This is a genomic window from Variovorax soli NBRC 106424 (assembly GCF_001591385.1).
GTDB lineage: Bacteria > Pseudomonadota > Gammaproteobacteria > Burkholderiales > Burkholderiaceae_C > Variovorax > Variovorax soli.
Genome location: NZ_BCUU01000001.1, coordinates 59,807 through 83,509 on the forward strand (window position 1 = coordinate 59,807; position 23,703 = coordinate 83,509).

Consider the following 23,703-nt stretch of genomic DNA (forward strand, 5'->3'; position numbering starts at 1 on the left):
GGCCCGTGCAACCGAATACAAGCGCCCGGCCGCAGGCGGCCCGGCGAACCCATTGACATGATCACCCTCAAGAACGTTGTCCTGCGCCGCAGCAGCAAAGTGCTGCTCGATGGCGCCAGCGTCACCATCAACCCCGGCGAGAAAGTCGGCCTGGTGGGGCGCAACGGCGCCGGCAAGTCCACCCTCTTCGCCCTGTTCAACGGCACGCTGCACGAGGACGGCGGCGATTTCTCCATGCCTCGGCAGTGGCGCCTGGCCCAGGTGGCGCAGAACATGCCGGAGACCGAGGAAACGGCCACCGATTTCGTGGTGGGTGGCGACACGCGCCTGGCGGAAATTCGACAGACCCTGTCCGAACTGGAACACAAGCACGCCCAGGCACCCGACGACCACGACATCGGCATGGAACTGGCCCACGCCTACACCGAGCTGGCCGACGCGGGCGAGCACGACGCCGTGCCGCGCGCCCAGGCCCTGATCCTCGGCCTGGGCTTCAAGGTGCACGAACTCGACCAGCCGGTGAACAGCTTCTCCGGCGGCTGGCGCATGCGGCTGCAACTGGCGCGCGCCCTCATGTGCCCCAGCGACCTGCTGCTGCTGGACGAGCCCACCAACCACCTGGACCTGGACGCCCTGGTCTGGCTGGAAAGCTGGCTGCAGCGCTATGCCGGCACCATGATCGTCATCAGCCACGACCGCGAGTTCCTCGACGCCGTGACCGACGTCACGCTGCACATCGAGCATGCGGGCCTGAATCGCTATGGCGGCAACTACAGCAAGTTCGAGGAGATGCGCGCGCTGCAGATGGAGCAGCAGCAGGCGGCGTTCGCCCGCCAGCAGGACAAGATCGCCCACCTGCAGAAGTTCATCGACCGCTTCAAGGCCAAGGCCAGCAAGGCCAAGCAGGCGCAAAGCCGCGTCAAGGCGCTGGAGCGCATGGAAAAGGTGGCGCCGCTGCTGGCCGAGGCGGACTTCAGCTTCGAGTTCAAGGAGCCGGACAACATCCCGAATCCGATGCTCTCCATCAGCGACGCGGCCTTCGGCTACGTGCAGGAAGATGCGCCGGCCAAGGTGATCCTGGCCGGCGTGAACCGCTCCGTGCTGGCGGGCCAGCGCATCGGCATCCTGGGCGCCAACGGCCAGGGCAAGTCGACGCTGGTGAAGACCATCGCCCGCGAGATGGGCGCCCTGGCCGGCACGGTGACCGAGGGCAAGGGCCTGAACATCGGCTACTTTGCCCAGCAGGAACTGGACGTGCTGCACCCGGCCAGCAGCCCGCTGGAGCACATGGTGCGCCTGGCGCGGGACCTGGGGGCATCGAGCCGCGAGCGCAGCACCGAGCAGGACCTGCGCGGCTTTCTGGGCAGCTTCAACTTCAGCGGCGACATGGTCAAGCAGCCGGTGGGCACCATGAGCGGCGGCGAAAAAGCGCGCCTGGTGCTGGCCATGATGGTCTGGCAGCGCCCCAACCTGCTGCTGCTGGACGAACCGACCAACCACCTGGACCTGGCCACCCGCGAGGCGCTGGCTGTGGCCCTGAACGAGTTCGAAGGCACGCTGATGCTGGTCAGCCACGACCGGGCGCTGCTGCGCTCGGTGTGCGACGAGTTCTGGCTGGTGGGCCGGGGCAAGGTCACCGACTTCGACGGCGACCTGGACGACTACCAGCGCTACCTGCTCGAGGAAGCCAAGCGCCAGCGGGAACTGGCCAAGGAAGCCGGCCGCGCAACGGCTGCATCCAGCCCTGAAGCTTCCGAGCCGCAAGCGCCGGTGGCCGCGCCAGTGGCGGCGCCTGCACCCGCCGTGTCCTCACGCGAACAGCGCCAGCAGGAGGCTCAGGAGCGGCAGCAGCGCCAGGAGCGGCAAAAACCCATCAAGCGCGAGCTCGCCAAGGCGGAGGCGCGAATGGCCGCGGCCGGCGCGGAGCGCGAACAGATCGAGGCCCGCCTGACCCAGCCCCTGCCCCCCGCCGAGATCGCCGAAGCCGGCAAGCGCCTGAAGGCGCTCACCGAGGAAATCGAGGGCCTGGAGGAACTTTGGCTCCGATTGACGGACGAACTGGAAGCAGCAGGCGCTTGAACTGGCAGGTAAATCACTACCATCAAGTCGCACTTCCGGCCGGGTGGCCGGAGCGATGGCTCCAGCGGACTACCATCTGACGTTGCAAACAAGCAACGCATTGCGTTGCGGCTTCACTCAGGTCGGTGAAGCACTGTATGTAACTGTATAAAGCTCACATATTCGAGAGATTCAATGGCCACCGGCGATACCATGCGCGGGCTTGCGTCATCTCCCATCGCGACCGCGCCAAGATACGGAGGAGAGGAATGAACGAAGCGGACATTGCAGCGTCGATAGAGCGGCTCATGGCACGGGTCGACTACTACCTGCACTGCGAACTCGACGAGGAATACGACCACGACCGCCCGGATTCCGCCCGCAAGCAGCTCGAAGCGGCACTGCGCCAGGAATTGCTCCGGGCCAGCGCCATCGGCCTGATGACGGCCACGGTCGGCACGGCTGCCGGCCAGGATCCCGCCGACGGCAAGAGCATCGCCTGAACGGAACCACGACACCTCGATCTGCCGCCGCTCGGCGAGCACGACATTTTCAAGACCAGGGGGCCGGCAATTGCCGGCCCCTTGCTTTTTGCGCGCCCCGGCATCACCTGCAGCAAGCTGTCGATGTCGCGTAAGCTGAAACCTTCGGCCTGGCGCGCACGAACAGTGATGTGAATCAAAAAAGGAGGAAGCCGCATGTCCCTGTCACACAGTCCCGCAAACGCCCACAACCCCGGCACCACGGCGCCGCCCAACCCACACGGAGAACGCACGCAAATGAACCCGACCGAAACTTCCATCCTCGCCGGCGGCTGCTTCTGGGGCATGCAGGAACTGCTGCGCCACCACCCCGGCGTGGTCAGCACCCGCGTGGGCTACAGCGGCGGCGACGTGGCCAATGCCACCTACCGCAACCACGGCAGCCATGCCGAAGCGGTTGAGATCGTGTTCGATCCGCAGAAGCTGAGCTTCAGGCAACTGCTGGAGTTCTTCTTCCAGATCCACGATCCGAGCACCGCCAACCGGCAGGGCAACGACCGCGGCACGTCGTACCGCTCGGGCATCTACTACACCAGCGAAGAACAGCGCCAGGTGGCGCTGGACACCATCGCGGACGTCAACGCCTCGGGCCTGTGGCCCGGCCAGGTGGTGACCGAAGTGAAACCCGCCGGCCCCTTCTGGGAAGCCGAGCCCGAGCATCAGGACTACCTGCAGCGCTACCCCGAGGGCTACACCTGCCACTGGGTGCGGCCGGGCTGGACACTCCCCAGGCGCAAGAGAGAAACCGCCTGAACGAGCGCAGGGCCAGAGGGCCTTGCGCCTTTTTCAGCCCAACTGGCGAACACGCGCCGCCCAGTCCGCGGTACCGCGCGCAATGTCTGCATAGGCGGTTTCGAAGGCGGTCCGCGGCTGCCTGAAGGGGTCCGCGATGTCGCGCTCGGCCAGCAGGCAGTACACCCGGCCCCGGGTCAACGGATAGCGCCGCTCGAGCTCCGCGCGCTGGTGCTGCTCCATGACCAGGATCAGGTCCGCGCGCTGGCACATCTGGCTGTTGACCTGCTGCGCCCGGTGGGCGCGCAGGTCCAGGCCCTGCTCGGCGGCCAGAAGAATCGATAGCGGATCGGCCGGCGCCCCCACCAATGCGCTCAAGCCTGCCGACCAGACGACCCGGTCCGGCAGTTCGCGCGCCAGCAGAGCCTCTGCGAGCGGGCTGCGGCAGATGTTGCCGATGCACAGGGTGAGGATGCGCTGCATGCTGGCACCAGTGTAGGCCCGTCCCCAAAAGGGCGGGCCTTTCACCATCTGGATGAATCAGCGGGCCACCGACGCAGACTGCCCAGCAGCGTGCCGCAATTGCTCGCTGAAGGCAGGAGCCGTCGTCCGCGCCTGCTTGGGCCGATTGCCGTTGCTCTTGCCATCGCCGGGCCGGCCGTCGGCCGTCTGGCGCGAACCTGCCGCAGACGCATCCAATCCAGGCCGCTGCGCCTCGCCCTTGGTCAACCCCGCATCCGTGAGCGAGAACAGCGATGGATCCGCCAGCAGGCCATCGGCATCCAGCGACACGCGGCCGTGCCGCCCCAGTAGGCGTGCCAGCTCGAGTTGCGCCGCCAGCTGGCTCTCTCGCACCACTTCGCCCACGAACTGCCCCGCGACCTGCCCCAGGCCGGCGCCGAGCGAAGGCGGCGCGACCAGGCCGCGGTCGAGCACCATGTCGAGCCGGGTGCCGTCGGACGACGCCTGGTCCAGCCTGTCGATGAAGGCGTTCTGGCGCACCACCGGCTGCACGAAGATCCCGGGCTCGTAGCCCAGTTCGTGCTCGTGCGGTTCGGGCCGGAAGAACAGGCGCTGGAAGTACAGCGGATCGCCGTCGTCGATGCGCGGCGCCGAGATGTCCAGGTGAACGGTCAGCTGCGCCAGGTCGGTGGCGCCGGCCCGGTCCACCAGCGTGTAGGTGAACACGTCCTGCAGGATCTGCCCGAAGCCGGCCGCGGCCAGCACCTCGGGGTTGGTCATGTCGATGCTGTAGGTGTAGCTGCCGTCGGCATTGAGCACCAGCGTTCCGTAGCGGCCCGCCAGGGCCTGGCCGATCACGCCTGCCGTGCCGCTGCCCGCTTCCGCGCCGGTGCGCACCGCCCCCACGTGCAGCGCGTCGCCGCCGTCCACATCGGAATCATTGGGCAACACGTTGCCCGTCGCTTGCGGCGCCACCACCTGGTCGGTGGCGACATTGCTGTCGTCACGCGCGACCGGGTTGTCGTTGGCGCCTTGAACCACGATCACGAGGTTGGCACGGGACGTGGCCCCCGCGGTGTCGCGCATGAGGTAGCTGAAGCTCTCGGTCAGCGTCTCGCCGCGGGTACGCATGGCTTGCACCGCGGCGTTGTCGTTGTCGACCACGTAGCGCCAGCTGCCATCGGCGTTGATCACCAGCGAGCCGTAGAGGCCGGCAATGGCGCCCCCCGCATCGCCCACCACGCCGGTGCCGGCGCTGGTGTAGCTAACGACTTGCTTGGATTCGCCGTTGGCGACGCTGTCGACGTCGGTGTCGTTGTCCAGCACGTTGCCCAGCGAATCGCTGCCCGGCGTGCCGTTGTTCACCCCGCCGGCTTCCACCGCCACGCCTGCGTCGTCGCGCGCAACCGGTGTGTCGTTGGCGCCATGAACGGTAATGACGAGCATGGCGCTGTCGGTCTGGCCGCCCGGATCGCTCATCGTGTAGGTGAAGAAATCCCGCAGCACGTCGCCCGACTGCCGAAGTGCCTGCACTGCCGGGTTGTCGTTGTCCACCACGTAGGTGTAGCTGCCGTCGGCATTGAGCGTGAGCGTGCCGTACAGGCCCACCAAGGCCTGGCCCAGGGTGCCGGCCGTGCCGCTGCCGATCTCGGGGCCCGTGCGCACGCCGATGACTCGCAGCTCGGGGCCGGGATTGTCCACGTCGCCGTCGTTGGCCAGCACATTGCCGGAGGGGTCGACACCGGCCGTGCCGTTGTCGATGCCGCCCGCTTCCACCGCGGCAGCGGTGTCGATCACTGCAGTGGGTGCGTCGTCCGCGCCCTGGATGGTGAGTGTCAGCGTGGCGGTGCTGATGGCACCCGCCGTGTCGCGCACGGTGTAGACGAAGACTTCGGTGAGCGTCTGGCCAGGCAGCAATGCCTGCACGGTGGCGTTGTCGTCGTCCACCGTGTAGGTGTAGCTGCCGTCCGCGTTGATGACCAGGCTGCCGTAGGCGCCGGCCAGCGCATTGCCGGCCGTCGCGCTTCTGAGTCCTTGCCTGTAGCTTTGCACGGCCATGGTTTCGCCGTAGTCGACGGGGTCGCCGGCACCGCCGTCAACGTCCGTGTCGGGGACGCCGCCGTTCGCGTCGCCGAGGAGCACGTTGCCGGTGGCCGGGCTGCCGGGCGTTCCGTTGTCGACGCCGCCCGCCTCGACGGCAGTCCCGGTGTCGTTCGTGGCCACCGGGTTGTCGTTGGCACCGCGGATGGTGATGGTCAGCGTTGAAGTGCTGGTTGCGCCCGATGCGTCGACCATGGTGTAGCTGAACACCTCGGTAAGCGTGTCGGTGGACTGGCGAAGCGCCTGCACCGCGGCGTTGGCGTTGTCCACCACGTAGGTATAGCTGCCATCGGCATTGAGCGTCAGCGAGCCATACTGCGCGGTGAACGCGTTGCCCACGGTTCCCGTGTTGGCGCCCTGGCTGAAGCCCTGCACCGCGCGCGTTTCGCCGTAGTTGGTGCCGTCCACGTCGATGTCGTTGGTCAGCACGTTGCCGACGGCGGAGCTGCGCCGTTGTTCACCCCACCCGCCTCGGCGGCGACACCGATGTCAGGCTGCGCTTCGGGCGTGTCGTTGCGGCCGCGGATGGTGAGGGTCAGGGTGGCGGTGCTAGTGGCTCCGGCCGCGTCACGCATCGTATAGGTGAAGACTTCGGTGAGCGTGTCCGTGTCTGTGCGAAGCGCCTGTACAGTGGCGTTGTTCTCGTCCACCGTGTAGGTGTAGCTGCCGTCGGCATTGATGACCACGCTGCCGTAGGCGCCCGGCAGCGCATTGCCCGCGGTGACCGTGGCCGTGCCGTGCGTGTAGTCCTGTACCGCCTTGGTTTCGCCGTAGTCGATCGGATCGCCGGCGCCGCCGTCCACGTCGTCGTCGTTGTCCAGCACATTGCCGGTCGCCGGCGTACCGGGCACGCCGTTGTCCAGGCCGCCGGCCTCGATGGCGCTGCCGGTGTCGTTGGTGGTCACCGGGGTGTCGTTGGCGCCCCGGATCGTGATGGTCAACTGGGCGGTGTCGCTCAGGTTGCCGTCGTCGCTGACCGTGTAGGTGAAGTAGTCCTGCAGCGTGTTGCCGGCCTGGCGCAGCGCCTGAACCTCGGCGTTGTTGTTGTCGATCACATAGGTATAGCTGCCGTCGCGATTGAGCGTGAGCGTGCCGTACCTGCCCACCAGCGCCACGCCCACCGTTCCGCCGGTGCCTGTGCCGGCCTCCTGGCCGGTGCGCACGCCGGTCACGTTGAGGAGGGTGGCGGGCGTGTCGATGTCGGTATCGGCCACGCCGCCATTGGCGTCGCCGAGCAACACGTTGCCGATGGCGTTCGATCCGCCCGTGCTGTTGCCGACGCCGCCCTGCTCCACCGCCGTGCCGGCATCGTCCTTCGCCACGGGCGCATCGTCGGCGCCCTGGATGGTGATGGTCAGCCTGGCAGTCGACACAGCGCCTGCGGCATCGACGATCGTGTAGGTGAAGGTCTCGGTCAGCGTCTGGCCCGGACGCAGCGCCTGCACCGTGGGATCGTTGTCGTCGATCACATAGGTGTAGTTGCCGTCCGCGCCCAGTGTGAGCGTGCCGTACTGGGCCACCAGCGCCGTGCCCGCAGCGGCGGTTGCCGTGCCCTGCGCAACGCTTTGCACCGCCATCGTCTCGCCATAGTCGATCGGGTCGCCCGTGCCGCCGTCGACATCGCTGTCGTTCGCCAGCACGTTGCCGGTCGCCGGGCTGCCGAGCGTCTGGTTGTTGGTGCCGCCGGCTTCCACCGCCGTTCCGGCGTCGTCCCGTGCAACCGGAGCGTCGTTGGCACCCACGATGGTGATGGTGAGCGTGGCGATGTCGGTCGCGCCCGCGCGGTCCGACACGGTGTAGTGGAACTGCTCCTGCAGCGTGTTGCCGCTGGTGCGCAGCGCCTCCACTGCGGGCATCGAGTTGTCGAGCCGGTAGGTGTAGCTGCCGTCGGCGTTGAGCGTGATCCAGCCGTAGGTTCCGCGCAGTTCGACGCCCACGCTGCCTGCCGTGCCCGGCGCAGCCTCGCTGCCGAGGCCGATCGCAGTCACGGTCTTGGTCTCGCCGTAGCTGGCGCCGTCGACGTCGGTATCGGCCACGCCGCCGTTGGCGTCGCCGATGAGCACATTGCCCTTGGCATCCAGGCCGGGAATGTTGTTGTTCACGCCACCCGATTCCACGACCTGGCCGGCGTCATCGGTTGCGACGGGATTGTCGTTGCGCCCCACGATGCGGATGATGATCTCGGCCGTGTCCTGGCCGCCCTCGCCGTCATCGATGGTGTAGGTGAAGCGCTCGCTCAGTGTATTGGCTGGTGTGCGCAGCGCCTGGACCAGCGGGTTGTTGTTGTCGAGCACATACGTGAACTGACCATTGGGCTGGATGGTCAATGTGCCGTAGAGGCCTGCCAGCGGCTGCCCGACCGGGACCGTCGTGCCCGTGCCATCACCTTCTGCGCCGGTCCTGATGTTGACCACCGTCAAGGTATCGCCGTCCGGATCGGTGTCGTTGGCAGTGGCGTCGCCCGACGGATCGACGCCCGCAGTACCGTTGTTGACCCCACCCGCCTCGACGGCGACCACGTTCACGTTGTTCGCCACCGGCGCGTCGTTGGCGCCCGAAACGTTGATGAGCAGTTGCGCCGTGTCGGTCAGGCCACCGTGGTCCGTGATCTGATAGGTGAAATAGTCCTGCAGCGGCGGCGAGCCTGCCTGCTTGGCGATCACATCAGGGTTGGTGCTGTCGACGTCGTACGTATAGGAGCCGTCGGCATTCAGCGTGAGCGTTCCGTACTGGCCCTGCAGGACGATCGAGCCGTTGGTCAGGCCGGTCAGGGTGCCGCCTGCGCTTTCCTGGCCGGTGCGCGCGCCCGTCACCGTCAGCTCGATGTTGGGCTGGTCGATCGCGTCGATGTCGGTGTCCACGCCGTTGCCCGGCGTTGGATTGCCGTCGGGGCGGCTGATATCGGTGATGACGTTGCCGCTCGGGTTGGTTTCATCGCCCAGGGGCGTGACGCCGTCTGGCTCGAAACCTTGCGCCTGCGCCTGCGCTACGTCGTCGGACGCGACCGGATTGTCGAAGGCGCCCTTGATGACGATGGTCAGATTGGCAAGGCTGCTCAGACCACCCACGTCGCTCACCTCGTAGCTGAAAACGTCGCTCAGCGTTTGGCCGGTCGACAGCGCTTGCACGACAGGGTCGCTGTCGTTCACGACGTATTCGTAGCTGCCGTCGCCACGGATGGTCAGCGTGCCGTACTTGCCGACGACGACCGCGGCGCCCCCGGTCATCGGGGTCAGGCTGCCAGCCTGGTCCTTGGGCACGTTGCGCGCGCCGGTGACGCTCAGCCGTTCGCCGTAATCGATCGGATCGGTGGCGGTTTCGCCGCCGTCGACGTCGGTGTCGGCGACGCCACCGTTGGCATCTCCCAGCAGGACATTTCCGGTAGCAGGCGCACCCGGCGTGTTGTTGTTGACACCGCCGGCTTCCAGCGCGGAGCCGGTGTCGTCCGCACCCACCGGCGTGTCGTTGGCGCCCTGGATGGTGACCCTCAGAATGGCGCCCGACTGCAGGCCGCCCAGGTCGGCCAGCACATAGCTGAATTGCTCCGACAGGCTCTGACTGGTGGTGCGCAGCGCCTGCACCTCGACATTGTCGTTGTCCACTTCGTAGCGCGCCGCGCCGTTGGCCCGCACGTACAAAGTGCCGTACCTGCCGGCAACGGCGAACTCGCTGGTGCTGTCCGTCACCTGCGTGGCCGTGCCGCTGACGCCCGTCACGCTCACGAGTTGCAGCACATCGTTGTTGGTGGCAATGTCGACGTCGGTGTCGTTGGCCAGCAGGTTGAGCGAAGGGTCGATGCCCGGCATGTCGTTGTCGGTACCGCCGGCTTCCACTGCCGCAGCCTCGTCGTTGTTGCCCTGCGGCGGGTCGTTGACCGGAATGACGTTGATGGCCATCGTGTCGACGTCCTGCAACTGGTCGTCGACCGGCTCGCCCGGAATGCCGTCGCCATCCGCATCACCGAAGCTGCCGCGGTCCTTGGTGGTGATGGTCAGCGTGTCCGGGCCGTTGTAGTTCGGGTTGCCCTGGTAGGTGAGCGTGCCCAGCACGGCGTTGATGTCGGCCGCGCTGCCGCTCAGGGTGATGGTGCCGGTGCCCTTGCCGGTGACGACGAGGGTGCCCGCCGGCGTGGCCGTGAAGTCGAGCACTCCGTTTTGCACCGTCAACGTCACATCCAGCACGCCCGGCGCGGGGCCCTGGTTCAGGTCGAAGTCCCTGACCGCGAAGCCGGGGATCTGCAGCAGCGTATCTTCGTCGACCGACTGCGGGCCGGGCACGTCGCTGTTGATCGGCGCATCGTTGATCTGCACGTAGGCGAAGTCGCCGCGCTGCGTTCCGCCCTCGGCCACGGTGGAAGTCACCTGGCCCAGCGTACCTGTGTCGGTATCCAGCCGCACGCGGACTTCGCCCGTGGGCTGCGCGAGGGGGATGGACCCAGGCGCCTCGACCCGGTAACTGCCGGCCGCAAGCGCGCTGAAGTGGAAGAAGCCTGCGCTGTCGGTAACGGTGGTGAAGAGCTGGTCGTCGCCGGTGTCCAGCGCCCCGTCTGCGCCTGCCCAGCGCAGGGTCACGGTCTGGCCGGCCAACGCCGGACCGTCCGGCGTCAGGTCGCCGGTGGCTGACAGCGAGTCATCCCACAGGTTGCCGTGGATCACGCCCAGGCCCGCGCCTTCGCGAAGAACATAGTCGTTCAGGGCGCCGTCGCTGCCGTTGCGCTCGCCGTCCGCCGTGGCATCCGTGCCCACGGCAGTGCCGCCCCACGTCGTGAAGGTTTCCGGCAGGCTGCTCCACTTGAGTTCGGCATCGGTGCTGGCGTAAGCGGTGTCCACGCCGACCGTGACGCTGTAGTTCACGACGACCTTGGTGCCGACGTCGACCTTGTCCACGCTCAGGTGGATACCGGTGGCATCCGAGGTGTTGGTGATGCCGTTGGCGCCAAAGTCGGCCGGCAGCACGACGGTGGTGGTGCCGTCCGCCAGGATGATGGTGACGCTGGTCAGCGTGTAGCCGTTGGCGCCCGCGAAGATCGGATCGTCCAGCGTGACATCGTAGGCCGGGCCGGTGCCGTTCTGGGTGAAGCTCACCGACATATTGGCGGTGCTGGTGGTGCCGCTGGCATTGGGCACGAAGCTGTCCACCTGCTTGACCATGCCGGTGAAGGAGGGTTCGATGACCTGCTCGCTCACTGAATCGCGCGCGCCGAGGGTGTTGTCGGCCGCGAGAATGCCGGCCGTCATGCCCAGCACCGTGCCGTTCTGGTTGGAGGCGACGTTGTTGACGCGAGCGTTGAACTCGATGACCACGCCTTCCAGATCCGTCGGGTCCAGGTCGGCGTCGGTGTTGGTGAGGGTGCCCAGGTCGAAGACGATGGTGCGCCCGTCGGCGGACACCGTCCACCGCCCGGTGGCCAGCGTGGCATTCGGGCCGTTGCTCAGGTCGGCCGGAATGGGCTGGGCAATGTCGCTGCTGCGGTTGCCCAGGACAACCAGCGTACCGTCGCTGTTGAGCTGGATGTTGCTCGTCACGCCGCCATCGTTGGAAGAGACGATGGCGATCTTGATCGTGCCGTCTTCCATGAACGTGAGGCCCTCATCCAGCGTCACCTGGATCCGGTAGTCGTTGGTGACGCCCTCGCCCACTGCGGCGACCACGCGGTAGCGCACGATCTCGCCCACCGCCACCTGCTCCACCGCGCCGTCGGTCGTGGTGCCGTTGTCGGCAGAAGGCGTGTCGGCCATGCCGCCGATGCGCGACACCTGAATGCCGCTGAGCACCTTCACCTGGGTGTCAGCCTTCACCTGGTAGTCGTTGAGCACGCCGCTGTTCAGGAGGCCGTCCACTCCAGTGCGCTCGCCGCCCGCGGATGTGACGGGGGCGGCGTCATTGATGCTCGTCCACTGCACGCTGGACGTGTTGTCGATGGTCTGGAAATTGACCGCAGTGGCAGTCACGGTGCCGGTCACCACGATGGTGATGCTGCCGCCGTTGCCGATGTCGATATTGGCGCCGTTCGCGGTGCGCAGCACGCCGTCGGCCCCCAGCACGAAGTCGGTGGTCGTCCCGCCGGCGGTGGTGACGCTGCCGGTGTAGGTCACGCTGTCCAGCGAAAGCCCCGTCAGCAGATTGGTCGGGAAGGCATCGACGAAGCTGACGTCGTAGGCGTCGACACCCGAGTTGTTGCTGATGACGATGGTGTAGGTGACGGTATTGCCCTGGTCCACCCCCAGGGACGAGCCCGTCGCCACCGCCGACTGGGTGATCGTCAATGTCGGCTCCGCCACCGTCACCGACGGGTCGCCGCCCGAATTGGCCACGGTGCGGTCGATCGCCGCGCCGCCAGCCTGGTCGCCGTCCGGATCGGAGTAGGTCAACTGCACGTCGTTGTTGAGCACGCGGCCGGCCTGGTTGTCCTGCGTGTTGCTGGCCACCAGGCGCACGCGGATCACGAAGCTGTTGTTGCCGCTGACGTTGTCTGCGTTGTTGGTGCTGGCCGTGAAGCTCAGGCGTGCATCCACGCCATCCTGGCCGACGGTGCCGCCCAGCCCCGTGGGCGTATCGCCGGTGAGGGTGCCGCCGAAGTCGGCGGTCAGCGCGGCGCTGCCGGCCACCGTCTGGATGATCTCGTAGCCTTGGCCGCCGTTGAAGCTCATGTCCAGCGCCATACCGGGCGGGATCAGCTCGTCGATGCGCAGGTTGGTGGTGGTGCCTTCGGGGATGGTGACCACGATGTCGTAGTCCATGGTCTCGCCCACCACCAGGTTCGAGCCGGTGGTGCTGGGCGAGCTGGAGTCGCCGTTGTCCAGCGTGCCGCCGGCGTAGACCACCTTGACCGTGGGCGCGCTGACCTGCTCGCCGGCCTTCTCGATGATGTCGGCGCCGTCGGGCACAAAGTCGTCCCCGCCCTTGACGGAGGCGTAGTGCGTCAGCACGCCCTGGCTCTGCATCGTGCTGCTGGCGGCAATGGCGTCGTCCACCTTCACGTCGTAGAGCAGCACGACCAGGTTGGAACCGCTCGTGTCGGCTGCCGTGCCCGGGCGCCCGGCCGGCAGCGAGGCCTGCGCCTCGACCGGATCCAGGAAGGTGACCACGTTGCCGACCACCGTGTAGTCGATGCCGGCCTGCAGGATGGTGCCGTCGCCGCGAATGACGCGCAGGGTCGATGCCAGGTCGCCGCCCACGAAGCTCGTGCCGGCAGGCAGGTCGATGCGCGTGCTGACGTCGAAGGCGCCGCCGCCGCCGCTGTTCTCGATGGCCGTGGCCATGCGCAGCAGGTCGCCGCCGTCGATGCCGGTGATGTCGCCGTTGACGAAGGTCGTGTCGTTGAGCGGCAGCGTGAAAGGCGGGCTGGTGGTGTCACCAGGCGGCGCCCAAGTGCCGGTCGTGCCGGTGATCACCGCGTCGGGCGAAGAGGTGGACACCACGCCATGCGTGATGGTCAGCACCGGCTCGGCGATGGAGTTGATCAGCGCCGCGTCCTGCGAGACGATGGGTTCGCCCGGGGTCGTGACCTGGTTGGACTGCGCGATGACAGTCACGTTGCGCTGGTCGCCAAAGGGCTGGTCGCCCACCACCATGGTGAAGCGCAGTTCGATTCGCGAGCCGGTTTCTCCCAGAGATGAATGGTCGCCGAAATCGAACCGGATGTAGTTGCCATTGACCACGCCGATGACGGGGCCCGTCACGTCGTTGCCGAGCGTGTGGCCCGAGCCGTAGGACCACTGGTTGACATCCGGGTCCACCCCGTTGGCGCCTTGGGTCCAGGTGATCCCGTTCACGTCGAAGAGCGGCAGCGGCAGGTAGGCGCTCAGGTTGAAGTCCTGGTAGTCGCCCGTGACCAGGTCGTAGCTGATCTGGAAGGTGACCACGTCGCCGGGGTGCAGTTCCACCGGCTGGCTCGGATCCACGGCAGTCCCGTCCACTGTCAGGACCTCGATGTCCACCGTGCTGGTCGGCACAGTGACCGTGGTTGCGTCGCCGTCGCTCACGGTGCCGCCGGTGGTGATGCGGTCCACCAGCACCGTGCCGGTGATGACGGCGTTGTTGCCGACGGTGTCGCCTTCGTTGACGGCGTTCGTGTCCGACGGCGTGCCATAGAACTGGTCGACCTTCACCTGGTAGGTGATGATCGCCCTGGTGGCGCCGTTGATCGCATCGTCGAAGGCCAGGTCGCCCACCAGCGCGGCCAGCGCCTGCCCGTTGTCGCGCAGCGTCTGGGCGATGTCCAGCTTCATGCTGGTCGTGCCGTCGGGGTTGGTGACCACGACAGGCGTCATGACCATGTTGAACTGCTGCCCACCGATGAAGACCGTCAAGGTGGCAGAGCCCGGAGTCATCACCACCGTCTGGCCGTTGCTGGCCAAGTCCGATATCTCCAGCACGCCTTCGTTCACCACGTCGCGGCCGAAGGCGAAGTAGTCGGAGATGTTGACGTCCAGCGTGTAGGTGAGCGTGTCGCCCGGCGTGGGGCCGGCGGTGCCCACGTCGGTGCTGACCACGGGCGTGGGCTTGTAGACCACCATCGACAGCACCTGGAAGCTGATCGGGTCGCCGGTGCCGGTGAGCGCGGCATCGGGGTCCAGCGGCACATCGCGCGTATCCAGCGGCGTCCACTGGGCCGAAGCATCGGTTCCGTCGATCGTGATGGTGCGCGGCGCGCCGGTGGTCGGGTCCAGGATCTGCTGGCCGTTCGAATCCACGTCAGGCACGTAGAAGTTGACGGTGGCGTCCTGCGAACCGGTCAGCGTGCTGTAGGTGAGCTCGAAGTGCGACAGGTAGGCACCCGCCGCCAGGGTGGAGGCGATGGTGCCGGCATCGGTGATGACGGTGCCGTCCTGCAGGGTGATGGACGTCACCGTGCCGTTGGCGCCCGGCACGATACCCGTCACCATGATGGTGTTGGGCAGGTCCTGCTCGACCTTCACGTTGGTCAGCGTCTGGTCCGACGCCGTGCTGGCCGTGATGGTGAAGCTGCGCGGATAGTTGGGGCCGGTGACGGTCTGGCCGTCCGGGATGTTGTGCGTCATGGTCAGGTCGACCATGGTCGGATGCACGACGAAATCATGCGAGCCGGCTTCGAGCAGGCTGGGATCGATGGTCGGGTCGTCCGCCGACGTATTGCCGAACTGGAAGCCGCCGCGCGCCTTCACCGTGAGATTGGGCGCAGCATCCGTGAGGCTGGTGTCGGCCAGGCTGCTCAGCCTCATCGTCACCACGATGTCGATGGGCGGCTGGCCCGAGACGATGCTGGCGTTGGGCAGCTGCAGCACCACCATGTGGTCGCCGGCCCGCAGGCCGTAGGTGGACGCATTGATGATCAGCGGCTGGCCGTCCGGCCCTTTGGCCAGCGGATGCACGGCCTGGCCATTGGCATCGAAGACGACGTCGTAGCTCTTGATCTCCACACCCTGGAAGGTGGCCGACACGAAAGTGATGCCGTCGTCCACCTCGGCGCCCGCGCCGTCCTTGCCGGTGGTGGGAATGTAGAGGTCGATGTAGGGCGCGAAGCCCACCTGCGACGAAGGATTGGTGAAGGACGCGGTGAAGGTGAAGGTGTCGCCCAGCAGCACATCGCTGCCGCCGGATGAAAGCGTCACGGTAGGCGATGCGTCCGCCAGCAAACCCTGGAAGGATTCGACGGTGGCGGCGCTGAGCGCGAGGGCTTTGTCGACGTCGCCAGCGCGCGTTTCCAGCGTCCAGTTGCCGCCCTCGGCGGCACTGCCGGTGGCGTCAGTGGAGGCGCCCACGTCGGCGCCCGTCAGCCGGGCGAGTTCATTCACCAGGGTCTGGCCTGCGGCGCCGGCACCGATGCTGCAGCCGTACAACTGGATATCCGCATCGGCGGTGAGCTCGGCGCTCCAGCCTTGCAACTGGCCCGCCAGCTGCCCGACGTTGTCGCTGCTGATGGTGCGATTGCCCAGGGTGAACTGGCCCGAGGCGCCATGCGACAGGATCTGGATCGAATCGACCTGACCCATGTTCGCCAGCGCAGCCGATATCGCGGCCAGGCCGTCTTCATTGCTGTTGACCACGAGCACGGTGACGCCCGGCCCGGCCTGGGCGCTGAGCATCTCCTGTTGCTCGACGCGGCTGTCGACCACCAGCAGGCTTTGCGCTGGCGCCGCAGGCGCAGCGGGTGCGCTCGCAACCGTCGCAACGGCTGCTTCGGTGCGGGTGGCGGAGGCCGTGCTGCGCTCTGCGGCTGCGGGAGCCTCGGGCGCCTTCGTGGCGTCGCCTTGATGATTGGGGTCGGTGGCGGCGGTGGCTGCCGCGCCGTCGAACATCACACGCGGTTCGAGCGCCAGCGCGTGGTGCTGCGGGCGGAGGAAATCGAGATTCGCGGGCCTGCTGCCGGCGAGCGTCTCGGGAGGTTCGTCATTGCCGACAAATCCTGCAGGACGTCGCATCGATTCAAGCAGTGCCGCGAAGAAACCCATACCTTCACTCCCCTTTGATGATGACGCCCCATGGCGGTGCGTTCGCGGGCATTCTACGTACTGATTCCATTGGCGAAAAGCGAAGCTGGCGCAGACGCGAGCACATCGGCCAATCGCGTACTTTGGCGGTACGCCATTGAACGAGCGACATCGCTGGAAAGGCAAAAGGCCCCGGCATCGAATCGATGCCGGGGCCTTTGGCCGAAGATATACAGAAAGGGTGGTAGGACGTACTGGATTCGAACCAGTGACCAACGGATTAAAAGTCCGCTGCTCTACCAACTGAGCTAACGTCCCGTTCTTCTTGTTGTTGCTCTTCTTTTTCTTCTTGATTTTCTCGAAAGCTTGCCGAACATCACATCCGGCAAAGCCAGAGATTATAGCGTGCTGTCTCGCGCTATTTCGTCGATGACCCAGCCGGCCGCGCATTGCCCGAACGTCGCGGTCACCGCCACCACCGAACCATAGCCGTGGCAATTGAGCGAGCCGTCCGTGCCCTCGATGGCACACGAGGCATCGGGCGGCGCCACGGCCTCGCGGCCGAACACGCACGCAATGCCCATCTTCTTTCCCTCTCGCGGCGCGCCGTACTGCTTGCGCAGGCGCTGGCGCAACTGTGCCAGCAGCGGGTCGTGGGTGACCTGCGACAGGTCATCGATGTCGACCTTGTGCGCAAGCCGCTTGCCGCCGGCGGCGCCCACCGTGATGAAGCGCGACCTGGTTTCGCGGGCCCACTGGGCCAGGGCCAGCTTGGCCTTGAGCTGGTCGCAGCAGTCGATGACCGCCGTGACCTCGCCGGCCTGGGCCCGCGCCGCATCCAGCAACTGATGCCAGTTGTCCGGCTCGACGAATTCATCCACAGCGAGCACGCGACACTGCGGATTGATCTGCGCGATGCGCTCCTGCATGGCCAGCACCTTGGCCTGGCCGATGGTGGATTCCAGCGCGTGAATCTGGCGATTGATGTTCGACTCGGCCACGTGGTCCAGGTCGATGAGGGTCAGGCGCCCGACACCGCTTCGGGCCAATGCCTCGGCCGTCCAGGAGCCGACGCCGCCGATGCCGACCACCAGCACGTGCGCCGCGCGCACCCGCGCCGCACCGGCCACGCTGTAGAGGCGCTCGAGCCCGGAAAAGCGGCGGGCCAGGTCATCCGGCGCCGTGGCCAATGCCGCGGGTGCCGGCTGCAAGACGGCTTGCGCAGAAGTCACGGACACGACAGCTCTGGTTCGGTATGCAGCAGGCGCACGGCCTGCCTGCTTGCTTGCTACTTGATGCGCGCCAGCCGTTCCTTGCCGGCCTGCGCCGCCTCGGAACTGGGGTAGGCCTTGACCAGGTCTTCCAGGGTGCGGCGGGCGCCCTTGGTGTCCTTCAGCTCGATCTGGCAGTTGGCGATCGAGAGCACCGCCTCGGGCGCCTTGGCATGGTCCGGCGCCAGCGACAGCATGGAGCGGAAGTTGGCGATGGCCTCGGTGTAGTTGCGCGTGGCGTACTGCGCATTGCCCAGCCAGAACAGCGCCGAAGGGTTGTAGCCGCTTTGCGGATAGCGCTTGACGAAGTCGGCGAAGGCGGTTTGCGACTGCGCGAACTGGCCCGAGCGGAACACGCCCAGCGCAGCATCGAAGTCGGCCTTTTCCTTGGGGTCGGCGGTGAACTCGCGGCCGTCCACGCTGACCTTGGCCGGCTCGTTCTTCTTCATGCGCTCGTCCACGTCCTTCTGCTTTTGCTGAAGGTCGGAAAGCGCCTTGTTGAGTTCCTCGTTGCGGCCCGTCATGCGCTGCAGCTCGCCGCGCATGGCCTCGAGCTGGTTCTGCAGCTCGAGCATGCTGCGGCGCAGCTGCGCGTTCTCTTCGGTCGAGCGCTCGCGCATGGTCTCCACGCGCTGGCGCAGGTCGAGGATGGCGCGGCGCGCCTCGTCGTCTTCGAACAAGGCGGCTTGCGCACCGCAGCTCGCGCCGATCAGGGCGGCCGCGATGGCGACGCGGCGCCAGGCAAAGACGGGGTTCATCGACGGTAGACGATTTCGGCGCGGCGGTTTTGCGCCCATACGTCCTCACCCGTGCCCTGCGCCGCCGGCTTTTCCTTGCCGAAGCTGACGGCTTCGATCTGCGCGTCGTTCACGCCCAGCAGCGTGAGCGCACGGCGCACGGCTTCGGAACGCTTCTGGCCCAGCGCCAGGTTGTATTCGCGGCCGCCGCGCTCGTCGGTATGGCCTTCGATCGAGATGCGGCGCTGCGCGTTGGCCTTCAGGAAGCGCGCATGGCCGTCGATCAGCGACTGGAACTCAGGCTTGATCGTGTAGCTGTCGTAGTCGAAGTACACGATGCGCGCCACGCCCACCGGACCCGCCGCGGTCTGGGCGTTCGGGTCGATGGTGACCGGGGCCACGCCGCTGGCGGCGCCGCCCGAGCCTGCACCGCCGGCACCGGCGCCGTTGGCTGCGGAATCATCCAGCTTGGTGCTGGAGCAGCCGGCAATCAGTGCCAGGACGGCCAGCGAACAAATCGTACTTTTCAACTTCAACATATCGAACTCCTCTATTCCAGTTATTGCTTTTGAAACGGACCCCAGTCCGGTTCGCGAATGTCTCCCGCCTGCCCCGCCAGCCTAGCTTTTATTTTTCCGTCCAGCGTGGTGGTCATCAGCGCTTCCCGACCCTGGAGCTGCGTTGCGTAGACGATCAGCTTGCTGTTGGGCGCGAAGCTCGGATTCTCATCCGCCGATGTGTCGGTGATGGCATTGGCCGTACCGCTGGACAGGTCCATCACGTACAGCTTGAATGCGCCGCCCACGCGCGAGATATAAGCCAGCCAGCGCCCGTCTGGGCTGATGGCAGGAGAGATGTTGTAGTTGCCGGTGAAGGTGACGCGCGTCGGGCTGCCGCCGCCGGCGCTCATCTTGTAGATCTGCGGCGCACCGCCGCGATCGCTGGTGAAGAAGATGATGCGGCCGTCGGCCGAGAAGGTCGGCTCGGTGTCGATGCTGGCGCTTTGCGTGAGCCGCCTGGGTTCGCCGCCGCCGGCCGGAATGGTGTAGATCTGCGAGCCGCCGTCGCGGCTCAGGGTGACGGCCAGCGTGTTGCCGTCGGGCGCCCATGCCGGCGCACTGTTGTTGCCCTTGAAGTTGGCCACCAGCCGGCGCTGCCCGTTGGCCACGCTGTGCACGTACACCACCGGCTTGCGCGACTCGAAGGACACATAGGCCAGCTGCGTGCCGCTGGACGACCAGGTGGGCGAGATGATCGGCTCGGGGCTGTTCAGCGCCGCCTGCGCGTTCTCGCCGTCGGCGTCGGCCACCCACAGGGCGTAGCGCGTGCCGGCCTTGGTCACATAGCAGATGCGGGTGGAGAAGATGCCGCGCTCGCCGGTGAGCTTCTCGTACACATAGTCGGCAATGCGGTGCGACGCCAGCCGCAGGTCGGCCTGCGGCACGGTGTAGCTCTGCCCGCCCAGGTCCTGGCCCTTGACCACGTCCCACAGGCGGAACTGCACCAGGTAGCGGCCGTCGCCCTGGCGGGTGACGCTGCCGGCCACCAGCGAATCGGCGGTGCGCTGGCGCCACAGGTTCAGGTCGGGGCGCGAATTTTCATCGAGCTGCTCGCCCGAGGCGTCGACGCCTCGGAACTGGCCGCTGCGCTCCAGGTCGGCCTGGATGATGTTGGAGATCTTCTGCGGCGAAGCGTCCTGGCCGCGGAAAGGCGCAAGCGCAATCGGCAGCTGCGTCAGGCCGACGCCCGACACTTCGACCCGGAACTGGGCCAGTGCAGGAATGGCAGAGGAGCTTGCAAGAGCCGCAACGACGGCGCGGCGAGTGAAGAACGATGAAGAAGGAGTTGCGTAAGTCGCGTTCAACGGCTTGATCATGCGGTTCGGAGGGATTTGCGGACGGAAAGTTTCATCCCGCTCACGGGCCTCAATGGTACACATTGCTTCAAAGTACACGTCACAAAACGTGAACGTTGCGGTGCGGTCCTACAGAAAGCCCACCCCATGGCGCCCCGTAGAATTCGCCGCCATGCAGCCCTCCCCCGCCAACGGCACCGCCGAGCGCACGCCCCTCACCCTCTCCCGCCGTCTGGCCCGACTGATCACCTGGTTCGGCAGCTCGCGCCGCTGGTGGAGCGTGGGCGTTGCCGCCGCGCTGATCGCGGCGCTGACCGAGCCGCTCATGCCCGCCCTGGTCAAGCCGCTGCTGGACCACGGCTTCTCGGGCGGCATCGAGCTGTGGATGGTGCCGGCGGCGGCCATCTCGCTTTTCGCGGTGCGCGGCATGGCGCAGTTCGTGTCGCAGTACGCGCTGGCGCGCATCGCCAACGAAGGCATGCACCGCCTGCGGCGCCTGCTCTTTGCGCGGGTGATGGACGCCGAGCTGGCCATGTTCTCCAAGCAGTCGGCCAGTTCCCTCTCCAACACGGTGGTGTATGAGATCCAGACCGGCTCGATGCTGCTGGTGCAGGCGATGCTCGGCCTGTCGCGCGATGGCTTCACGCTGGTGGCGCTGCTGGTCTACCTGATCTACCTGAACTGGAAGCTCACGCTCATCGTGGGACTCATGGTGCCGGGCGTGGCCTGGGTCATGAAGGTGTTCTCCAAGCGGCTGTACCACCTCACGCAGCTGGGTCAGAAGACCACCGACGAGCTGGCCTACGTGGTGGAGGAAAACGTGCTGGCGTACCGCGTGGTGCGGCTGCACGGCGCCGAGACAGCGCAGCGCGACCGCTTCGAGAAGCTCAGCCACCTGCTCACCCGGCTGGCCGTGAAGTCCACCATTGCCTCGGCCGCCATGACGCCCATCACCCAACTGCTGGCCTCCGTGGCGCTGTCGGTGGTGGTGATGATCGCCCTGTGGCAAAGCGGCGGACAGGGGCTGACGGTGGGCGGCTTCGTCGCCTACATCGCTGCCATGGCCATGCTCATCGCACCGATCCGCCGGCTGTCCGACATGGCCAACCCGATCACGCGCGGCCTCGCCGCGCTGGAGCGCGGCCTGGAGATGGTCGACGTGGTGCCGCCCGAGAAGCAGGGAACCTATGAAGCCTCGCACGCGCAAGGCCGCATCGAGCTGCGCAACGTCCGGGTCAACTACCGCGGCGAAGACGAGGCGCGGGCGCTGGACGGCGTCAACCTGCTGATCGCGCCGGGCGAAGTGGTGGCACTGGTCGGCCCCTCGGGCTCGGGCAAGACCACCCTCATCAACCTGCTGCCGCGCTTCGTGCTGCCCAGCAGCGGGCAGGTGCTGCTCGACGGCCATGACATCGCCGACTGGAAGCTTGCCAGCCTCCGCTCGCAGTTCGCCATGGTCAGCCAGGACGTGGTCATGCTCAACGACACCCTGGCCGCCAACGTGGCCCTGGGCGCCGAGATCGACCGCGAGCGCGTCCAGCAATGCGTGGAAGCCGCCAACCTGGCCGCGCACGTGCAGGGCCTGCCCCAGGGCATCGACACCGTGCTGGGCCACAATGCGACGCAGCTGTCCGGCGGCCAGCGGCAGCGCCTGGCCATTGCCCGCGCCTTGTACAAGGACTCGCCCGTCCTGCTGCTGGACGAAGCCACCTCGGCACTGGACACGGAATCGGAGCGCCTGGTGCAGGAAGCGCTGCAGCGCCTCATGCAGGGCCGCACCACGCTGATCGTGGCGCACCGCCTGTCGACCATCCAGCACGCGGACCGTATCGTGGTGATGGACCACGGCCGCATCGCCGAGCAAGGCAGCCACGCCCAGCTGATGGCGCTGGACGGCCTCTACGCGCGGCTGCAGACGCTGGCCATGCGCACGGCCGAATCGGGGCAGGAAGCGGTTCTGTAGGCGAGCGCGGCGCGTGCCGGCAAGCAGACCCGGCGCTACAGCAGCACGATGTCGTACTGTCCCTGCCCCATGGCCGGCTCGGCCTGCAGGGAGATCGGCTTGCCGATGAAATCCGACAGGCCGGCCAGGTGCTGGCTTTCCTCGTCGAGGAACAGCTCGATCACCTGCGGCGAGGACACGATGCGGAACTCGCGCGGGGTGAACTGGCGTGCCTCGCGCAAGATCTCGCGCAGCACGTCGTAGGCCACCGTCCGCGCGGTCTTGACGATGCCCTGTCCGCTGCAGGCCAGGCACGGTTCGCACAGCATGTGGGCCAGCGATTCGCGGGTGCGCTTGCGCGTCATTTCCACCAGGCCCAGCTGCGAGAAGCCGCCGGCGGTGGTCTTCACCCGGTCGCGGGCCAGTTGCTTGCGGAACTCCGCCAGCACCTGCTCGCGATGGTCGTCGCGCGACATGTCGATGAAGTCGACGATGACGATGCCGCCCAGGTTGCGCAGGCGCAGCTGCCGTGCAATGGCCTGGGTGGCCTCCAGGTTGGTCTTGAAGACGGTGTCGTCGAAATTGCGCGCGCCCACGTAGCCGCCGGTGTTCACGTCGATGGTGGTGAGCGCCTCGGTCTGGTCCACCACCAGGTAGCCGCCGGACTTCAGGTCGACCCGCCGCCCGAGCGCGCGCGCGATTTCCTCGTCCACGTTGAAGAGGTCGAAGATGGGCCGCTCGCCCTTGTACAGCTGCAGCTTGCCGACCGCCTTGGGCATGAACTCGCGGCCGAACTTCTGCAGCGCCTCGAACTGCTCGCGCGAATCGATGCGGATGGACTGCGTCTCTTCGCCGGCCAGGTCGCGCAGCACGCGCTGCAGCAGGCTCAGGTCCTGGTGCAGCAGCGACATGGGCGGCAGCCGCGTCGACAGGTCGCGGATGCGCGACCAGGTCTTGCGCAGGTAGGCGATGTCCTCGGCCAGCTCGGTGTCGCTGGCGTCTTCGCCGTTGGTGCGCAGGATGAAGCCGCCGGTGTTCTCGGGCACCACGCCGTTGTTCTCGGCGGCGGCTGCGGCATCGCTGAGCGCCTGCATGCGCGAGCGCAGGGCGTCGCGCAGGTCGGAGGGTATCTTCTGCGAAACGCCGATGTGGTTGTCCTGCGGCAGGAACACCAGCAGCCGCCCGGCAATGCTGATCTGCGTCGACAGGCGCGCACCCTTGGTGCCGATGGGGTCCTTGATCACCTGCACCAGCAGCGACTGCCCCTCGAACACCAGGCGCTCGATGGGCACCGCGCCGCCCGCGCCGCGATGGTCCGGCGCGCTGCCGGCCGACACCGCGCGCGAGCCCGGCGCAAAGGGCGCGATGATGTCCGCCACATGCAGGAAGGCGGTGCGCTCCAGCCCGATGTCGATGAAGGCCGACTGCATGCCCGGCAGCACGCGCGACACCTTGCCCAGGTAGACGTTGCCCACCAGGCCGCGCTCGAGCGTGCGCTCCACGTGCAGCTCCTGCACCGCGCCGTACTCGATGAGGGCCACCCGCGTCTCCTGAGGCGACCAGTTGACGAGGATCTCTTGCATGATGGGTGT

The 23,703-nt window shown here is 67.1% G+C and carries 12 protein-coding genes and 1 tRNA gene; 4 read left to right on the top strand and 9 right to left on the bottom strand.

Annotated features, from left to right (window positions below; translation table 11 throughout):
• Positions 1 to 57: 57 nt before the first annotated feature.
• The 3 genes from VSO01S_RS00295 (at position 58) to msrA (ending at position 3,353) form a co-directional block, all read left to right on the top strand.
• Positions 58 to 2,079, top strand: coding sequence for an ABC-F family ATP-binding cassette domain-containing protein (locus tag VSO01S_RS00295; protein WP_068639799.1), 2,022 nt, complete (start codon positions 58 to 60; stop codon positions 2,077 to 2,079).
• A gap of 248 nt (positions 2,080 to 2,327) precedes the next feature.
• Positions 2,328 to 2,561 (top strand): hypothetical protein, encoded by a 234-nt coding sequence (locus VSO01S_RS00300; protein ID WP_068639800.1) that lies wholly within the window; start codon positions 2,328 to 2,330, stop codon positions 2,559 to 2,561.
• A 276-nt stretch (positions 2,562 to 2,837) separates the two neighbouring features.
• Positions 2,838 to 3,353 (top strand): peptide-methionine (S)-S-oxide reductase MsrA, encoded by a 516-nt coding sequence (gene msrA / locus VSO01S_RS00305; RefSeq protein ID WP_068639801.1) that lies wholly within the window; start codon positions 2,838 to 2,840, stop codon positions 3,351 to 3,353.
• A 33-nt stretch (positions 3,354 to 3,386) separates the two neighbouring features.
• Here the strand turns inward: msrA and VSO01S_RS00310 are convergent, their stop codons facing one another.
• From VSO01S_RS00310 to tolB, 8 genes are all read right to left on the bottom strand, one after another.
• On the bottom strand, positions 3,387 to 3,815 hold the full coding sequence (locus VSO01S_RS00310) for a low molecular weight protein-tyrosine-phosphatase (RefSeq protein WP_068639802.1): 429 nt from the start codon (positions 3,813 to 3,815) through the stop codon (positions 3,387 to 3,389).
• A gap of 57 nt (positions 3,816 to 3,872) precedes the next feature.
• Positions 3,873 to 6,323: a cadherin-like domain-containing protein gene (locus tag VSO01S_RS00315; protein ID WP_068639803.1), complete on the bottom strand. Its 2,451-nt coding sequence runs from the start codon at positions 6,321 to 6,323 to the stop codon at positions 3,873 to 3,875.
• The gene (locus VSO01S_RS00320; protein ID WP_161944411.1) at positions 6,317 to 16,297 is read right to left on the bottom strand and encodes a VCBS domain-containing protein; all 9,981 of its coding nucleotides are present in this window, start codon (positions 16,295 to 16,297) and stop codon (positions 6,317 to 6,319) included. Before VSO01S_RS00320 ends, VSO01S_RS00315 begins: the two co-directional genes overlap by 7 nt.
• A 251-nt stretch (positions 16,298 to 16,548) precedes the next feature.
• Positions 16,549 to 16,624 (bottom strand) — tRNA-Lys (locus tag VSO01S_RS00325).
• Between the two features lie 80 nt (positions 16,625 to 16,704).
• Positions 16,705 to 17,538 carry a tRNA threonylcarbamoyladenosine dehydratase gene (locus VSO01S_RS00330; RefSeq protein ID WP_068639877.1) on the bottom strand — a complete coding sequence of 278 codons (834 nt, stop codon included), beginning with the start codon at positions 17,536 to 17,538 and terminating at the stop codon, positions 16,705 to 16,707.
• Positions 17,539 to 17,594: 56 nt separating this feature from the next.
• Positions 17,595 to 18,335 carry a tol-pal system protein YbgF gene (ybgF, locus tag VSO01S_RS00335; protein ID WP_068639805.1) on the bottom strand — a complete coding sequence of 247 codons (741 nt, stop codon included), beginning with the start codon at positions 18,333 to 18,335 and terminating at the stop codon, positions 17,595 to 17,597.
• Complete coding sequence (gene pal, locus VSO01S_RS00340; RefSeq protein WP_068639806.1) at positions 18,332 to 18,853, bottom strand: peptidoglycan-associated lipoprotein Pal; 522 nt, start codon at positions 18,851 to 18,853, stop codon at positions 18,332 to 18,334. Before pal ends, ybgF begins: the two co-directional genes overlap by 4 nt.
• Positions 18,854 to 18,873: 20 nt before the next feature.
• On the bottom strand, positions 18,874 to 20,190 hold the full coding sequence (tolB, locus tag VSO01S_RS00345) for a Tol-Pal system beta propeller repeat protein TolB (protein ID WP_068639807.1): 1,317 nt from the start codon (positions 20,188 to 20,190) through the stop codon (positions 18,874 to 18,876).
• A gap of 151 nt (positions 20,191 to 20,341) precedes the next feature.
• Between tolB and msbA the strand changes: the two genes are divergently transcribed.
• On the top strand, positions 20,342 to 22,132 hold the full coding sequence (gene msbA / locus VSO01S_RS00350) for a lipid A export permease/ATP-binding protein MsbA (protein ID WP_068639808.1): 1,791 nt from the start codon (positions 20,342 to 20,344) through the stop codon (positions 22,130 to 22,132).
• A 35-nt stretch (positions 22,133 to 22,167) separates the two neighbouring features.
• Here the strand turns inward: msbA and rng are convergent, their stop codons facing one another.
• On the bottom strand, positions 22,168 to 23,697 hold the full coding sequence (gene rng / locus VSO01S_RS00355) for a ribonuclease G (RefSeq protein ID WP_068639878.1): 1,530 nt from the start codon (positions 23,695 to 23,697) through the stop codon (positions 22,168 to 22,170).
• Between the last annotated feature and the right edge of the window lie 6 nt (positions 23,698 to 23,703).

Excerpts from the sequence above, each read along its gene's own strand:
- msrA (WP_068639801.1), top strand. The coding sequence starts at position 2,838 with ATGAACCCGACCGAAACTTCCATCCTCGCCGGCGGCTGCTTCTGGGGC.
- VSO01S_RS00295 (WP_068639799.1), top strand. The coding sequence starts at position 58 with ATGATCACCCTCAAGAACGTTGTCCTGCGCCGCAGCAGCAAAGTGCTG.
- VSO01S_RS00310 (WP_068639802.1), bottom strand. The coding sequence starts at position 3,815 with ATGCAGCGCATCCTCACCCTGTGCATCGGCAACATCTGCCGCAGCCCG.
- ybgF (WP_068639805.1), bottom strand. The coding sequence starts at position 18,335 with ATGAACCCCGTCTTTGCCTGGCGCCGCGTCGCCATCGCGGCCGCCCTG.
- msbA (WP_068639808.1), top strand. The coding sequence starts at position 20,342 with ATGCAGCCCTCCCCCGCCAACGGCACCGCCGAGCGCACGCCCCTCACC.
- pal (WP_068639806.1), bottom strand. The coding sequence starts at position 18,853 with ATGTTGAAGTTGAAAAGTACGATTTGTTCGCTGGCCGTCCTGGCACTG.
- tolB (WP_068639807.1), bottom strand. The coding sequence starts at position 20,190 with ATGATCAAGCCGTTGAACGCGACTTACGCAACTCCTTCTTCATCGTTC.
- VSO01S_RS00300 (WP_068639800.1), top strand. The coding sequence starts at position 2,328 with ATGAACGAAGCGGACATTGCAGCGTCGATAGAGCGGCTCATGGCACGG.
- VSO01S_RS00320 (WP_161944411.1), bottom strand. The coding sequence starts at position 16,297 with ATGCGACGTCCTGCAGGATTTGTCGGCAATGACGAACCTCCCGAGACG.